Genomic DNA, 4,689 nt, shown 5'->3' with positions numbered 1-4,689 from the left:
CCGACGGCGTGGATCAACGACCCCGCCAAGCGCCGCGAGCCCGCACCACAAACCTCATAGCCTCACGACCGTCTCACTGGACTTGAAATCTTCCGTACCGCGCGCGAGAAGTGGGTGTGGACGACCAAGGCACCGATCACGGTGGTGGTACTTCTGAACTGAAGGCGCCTCGGCGGGCAGTCCCGGCCCAGGCCCCAGACGAGGACGCCGCGGGGCGAGGCCGGCGCGGGGTGAGAGGCCGGGGGAGAGGCCTGGATGCCACCCGTTTCTGACCCGCCCACCCCGGCGTCGCACCCGCCACCCTTTCTCTCTGACAGGCCCGCCTGATGCTCCCGGCGACGGCCGGGGGTGCGGGCCGGGAGGCACTCGCCGTGGATCTCGGCGGTGTCGCGCAGCTGCCCGAACGTCGGCGGACGGCGTGTGGGTGCCCTCGCATGCGGGAGGAGACTGCCGCGAGCGCCAGCCCGCACCCCGCCCGGCTCGGCTCTGCTCGTGCACCGCACCCGGCCGGCCCGGAGACCACGCGACCGTACGCACGGATGCTGTGATCCACCACGCAAGGGGGCCGGCCTCGGCCCGCTACGGCAGTGGAGCTGAAGCAGGTACTGGGACAGGTGATGTGACGCTATGCCGTCGGAAGTGCGGGTCTCACACTTCTGCCAGCGGACCTGAGTATCTCGAATTGCAGGCGAGCCGGGCGGTCACTCTCCGGCCGGCTCGCACTGCGTCCTCGTCTCCGACCCGCGGGCGCCGGAGACAGTCAGGCCGTGGTCGTTCGACGCATCAGATCGAAGGGATTTGACATGCCCCCTATAGCTGTGCGGACACCCTATCTACGAGGCGATGGCCATCCTGGCCGTCGTCTGCACGCCGTTCTCGCAGTCGTCGCGCTGAGCGCGTCGGTTCTCGGATCCGTGGTCTCGCCCATGTCCACCGGGCAGGCGCACGCTGCGACGCTCGCCCTCACCCAGTACGTCGACCCGTTCATCGGTACCGATGACGGCACCTCGCCGGAACCGCTGCCCGGCGGTGCCGGCGGCAGTACGTACCCCGGCGCCACCTACCCGTTCGGCATGGCCCAGTTCAGCCCCGACACCCCCACCGCCAGTCCCTCGGGGTACCGCCGGAGCGACACGAAGATCGAGCAGTTCAGCATGACCCACTTCAACGGGGCCGGGTGCGCAACCAACGAGAGCATCCAGATCATGCCCACCACCACTGCCTCGCTCGGCAGCGCGAACTCCCCGGGGACGAACTGGGCCAACTACGCATCCACGAAGAGCGCAGAGTCGGCGAAGCCCGGCTTCTACCAGGCGACCCTGGGCGACTCCACCAAGGTGGAGCTCAGCGCGACCCAGCGAACCGGTGCGGCGAGGATGACCTTCCCGTCCAGTACCACTGCCCGGATCCTGGTCAACGCCAGTGGGAAGGCAACAACGGGCGGCGCCCAGGCGAGCACCACCGTCAGTGGCACCGAGGTCAGCGGGTGGACGACCAGTGGTGACTTCTGCACGCCCCTGGGTCAGTCGCCGAACCAGTTCCGCGTCTTCTTCGTGATGAAGTTCGACCGGACGCCCACAGCGTTCGGCACCTGGCATGGCAGCACGGTCAACAACGCCACCAGCGGCCAGCTGACCAGCGCGGGAACCGACAGCGGCGGCTACGTCACCTTCGACACGAGCAGCAACCGGGCGGTCAACGTCAAGGTGGGGATCTCGTTCGTCAGCGTCGAGGGCGCCCGGCAAAACCTGGCCCAGGAGCAGTCCGCTACCTCTACCTTCGACTCGGTGAAGACCGCAGCGGACACCGCCTGGAACACCAGGCTGAACAGCATCCAGGCCACCGGTGGCTCCACCAGTGATCTGCAGAAGTTCTACACCGCGCTGTACCGCGTGATGCAGAACCCCAACGTCGCCAGCGACCTCGGGTACACCGTTGGCGCCAGCACGGTGGGCCGCCGGTACCGGGGCTTCGACGGCCAGGTCCACACGGTCCCTACCGACATGGCCGCCGTGTACCAGAACTTCTCGGGCTGGGACACCTACCGGTCCTGGGCGGCGCTCGCCTCGCTCGTCGCGCCCGACGCCATGAAGGACGTCGTCAAGTCCATGCTGCTCGATGGAGCCGATGGCGGTCTGCTGCCCAGCTGGTCGCAGCAGAGCACCGAGACGTACACCATGCCAGGGGACCCGGGCCCGATCGTCGTCGCGAGCGCGTACGCGTTCGGTGTGCGGGGCTTCGACACGTCCGCGGCGCTGGCCCTGATGAAGAAGAACGCCAGCGGCGCGTCCTACAACTCCCAGCAGCCCGACTCCGCGACCGGCGAGACGGTCTCGCTGTTCGCGGCGAAGCCGGTCCGCGATGAGCGGTACAAGTACCAGCAGTACGGCTACATCCCAAGCAAGCCGTCGACGACGCTGGAATACGCGGCGTCGGACTTCGCCATCGCCCAGTTCGCCCAGGCACTGAACGACGGCAGCTCCAGCACCTTCATGCAGGGCGCCCAGAGCTGGGCCAAGACGTTCAATCCCACCGCCGGCTTCATCCAGGCGCGCTACAGCGACGGTTCATGGCCCTCGGCGCTGGACCCGGCCGACCATGACGGCTTCACGGAGGGCAACCCCTCGCAGTACACCTGGGCGGTCCCCTACAACTACCAGTCCCTGTTCGACGGGATGGGCGGGCGGGCGGCCGCGGTCAAGCGGCTCGACCAGCACTTCGCCCAGCTCAACTCCGGCATCTCGAAGCCCTACTACTACATGGGTAACGAAGCCGGGCACGGCGTGCCGTGGGCGTACAACTTCGCGGCCTCCCCGGCCAACACGAGCGCGGTGGTGCGGCGCCTGATGAATCTGTACACCACCGGTGCGGGCGGCCTGCCCGGCAACGACGACCTCGGCTCCACCTCCGCCTGGTACGTCTGGGCAGCGATGGGCATGTACCCGGCGACCCCGGGCGCGGACACGCTCGCCCTGCACGGTCCGCTGTTCCCGTCGATCCTCATCCAGCGTCCCGGCGGCAACATTCAGATCAACGGCACCGGCGCCGGGCCGAGTGCCCCGTACGTGCAGAGCGTGTCCGTCAAGGGCACCCCGACAAGCCACAACTTCATCCAGTACCGCGACATCGCGGCCGGCGGCACGATCAACTTCGCGATGGGCGCCAGCCCCAGCACCTGGGGCACTGCCTCCGGTGACGTCCCGCCGTCCTTCACCAGCGGCTTCACCACGGCGAACCCCCAGCCCGCCGCCGCTCCGGTCCTGGGCACGAACCTGGCCCAGGGCAAGACGGCCACCGGCTCCGCGCCCTGTACCACGAATGAGGGCCCGGCCAAGGCCATCGACGGCTCCCTTGACAGCAGATGGTGCTCCACCGCAACGTCCGGCTACCTCCAGGTCGATCTGGGGGCTCCGGCGGCGGTGTCGTCGGTCGTGGTCAACCACGCCGCGCTCGGCGGCGCCAGCACCGCGTCGAACACCAAGGCGTTCACCATCCAGACGAGTACGGACGGCACCAACTTCACCACCGTCGCGGTGGTCTCCGGCTCGAAGGCCAGCCGCACGTACCACCCGCTCGCCGCGCCGGTGACCGTGCGCTACATCAAGCTGGTCAACAACCAGCCGGCGGGCACCGCCGTCGTCATCAACGAGCTGGAGGTGGACAGCCCCCAGGCGGGCTCGCCGATCCCGATCGTCGGCAGCAATGGATACTGCCTGGCTCTCGCATACACTGTCGTAGCCGCCGTGGGGGACTGTGGGACCGCCCCCGCGACGTGGCAGGCCTTCGCCGATGGGACGGTGCATTCCGCGGGTCAGTGCCTGAGCGAGTTCAACGAGGTGCGGATCCGCGATATAAACGGCATAATGCGCAACACCGCCACGCTGGCCACCTGCGACGGCAGCGACTACCAGGTCTGGACACCGCAACCGGGCGGCACGGTGCTCAACAAGGGATTGGGGCTGTGCCTGACAGAGTCTCCTCCCGGGATCACCAACAACAACCTGTACCTGGGCGACTGTGCCACAGCAACCAGGCTGATTTGGCCCAAGCCCGCGTAGTTACGGCGAGAACGCGCCTGTCAACCGGTTCGGGCAAGAGTGACCACTACCGGTGATCAGCACGGGGCTCCTGGTAGAGCGGGGAAGCCGACCAAGGTCTTCCAGCTCCGAGGAGCCCCGTGTCACGCCTGTGTGCCACCACCACGCTCACCCGCACCGTCACTGTTGCCGAGAGCGTATATGTCCCCGGTCATCTCGGTGAGCTGACCCAGCAGATCCCGTTCGAACTCGTCGACGCAGTCCTGGAGCGATGCGGTCCCGGGGCACGGCCACCGTCACCGCGCCGACATCGGCCAGCACGGTCTTGGGCGAGGTCCCGCTGCGGGAGTTGCCCGAGCCGCGGCCCGACGGGTCGTGCTTCTCGAGCCCAGGTGCTCGGTCATCTCCGCCTCCAGGGCTCGCTCCAGCACCGCCCTGGTGATCTCGGTCAGCAGCCCGTTGTCGCCCAGCAGGGCTGCCCCGGAGGCGTCGGCGCTGTCCATGAGCGCTTGACGACCTCGTCGACCAACGCGCCCACATCCGGTGCGACGACCGGTTCCCTCTCTGTCAGCCTTGGGTGAGACATCCCGCTTTGGCGGGTTAGCCTGAGAGGGCCCCGAGTAGGAGTTCCACCCCTGATGACCAGCACCAA

The 4,689-nt window shown here is 68.1% G+C and carries 1 protein-coding gene; it reads left to right on the top strand.

Annotated features, from left to right (window positions below; all coding sequences use genetic code 11):
• Window positions 1-926: 926 nt before the first annotated feature.
• Window positions 927-4,058 carry a GH92 family glycosyl hydrolase gene (locus tag ACIOFR_RS41810; protein WP_401006017.1) on the top strand — a complete coding sequence of 1,044 codons (3,132 nt, stop codon included), beginning with the start codon at window positions 927-929 and terminating at the stop codon, window positions 4,056-4,058.
• Window positions 4,059-4,689 lie beyond the last annotated feature (631 nt).

This window comes from Kitasatospora sp. NPDC088346, assembly GCF_044740765.1.
GTDB lineage: Bacteria > Actinomycetota > Actinomycetes > Streptomycetales > Streptomycetaceae > Kitasatospora.
Note: the sequence above shows the minus strand (reverse complement) of the source record. Positions and strands in the feature narration are given on the sequence as shown.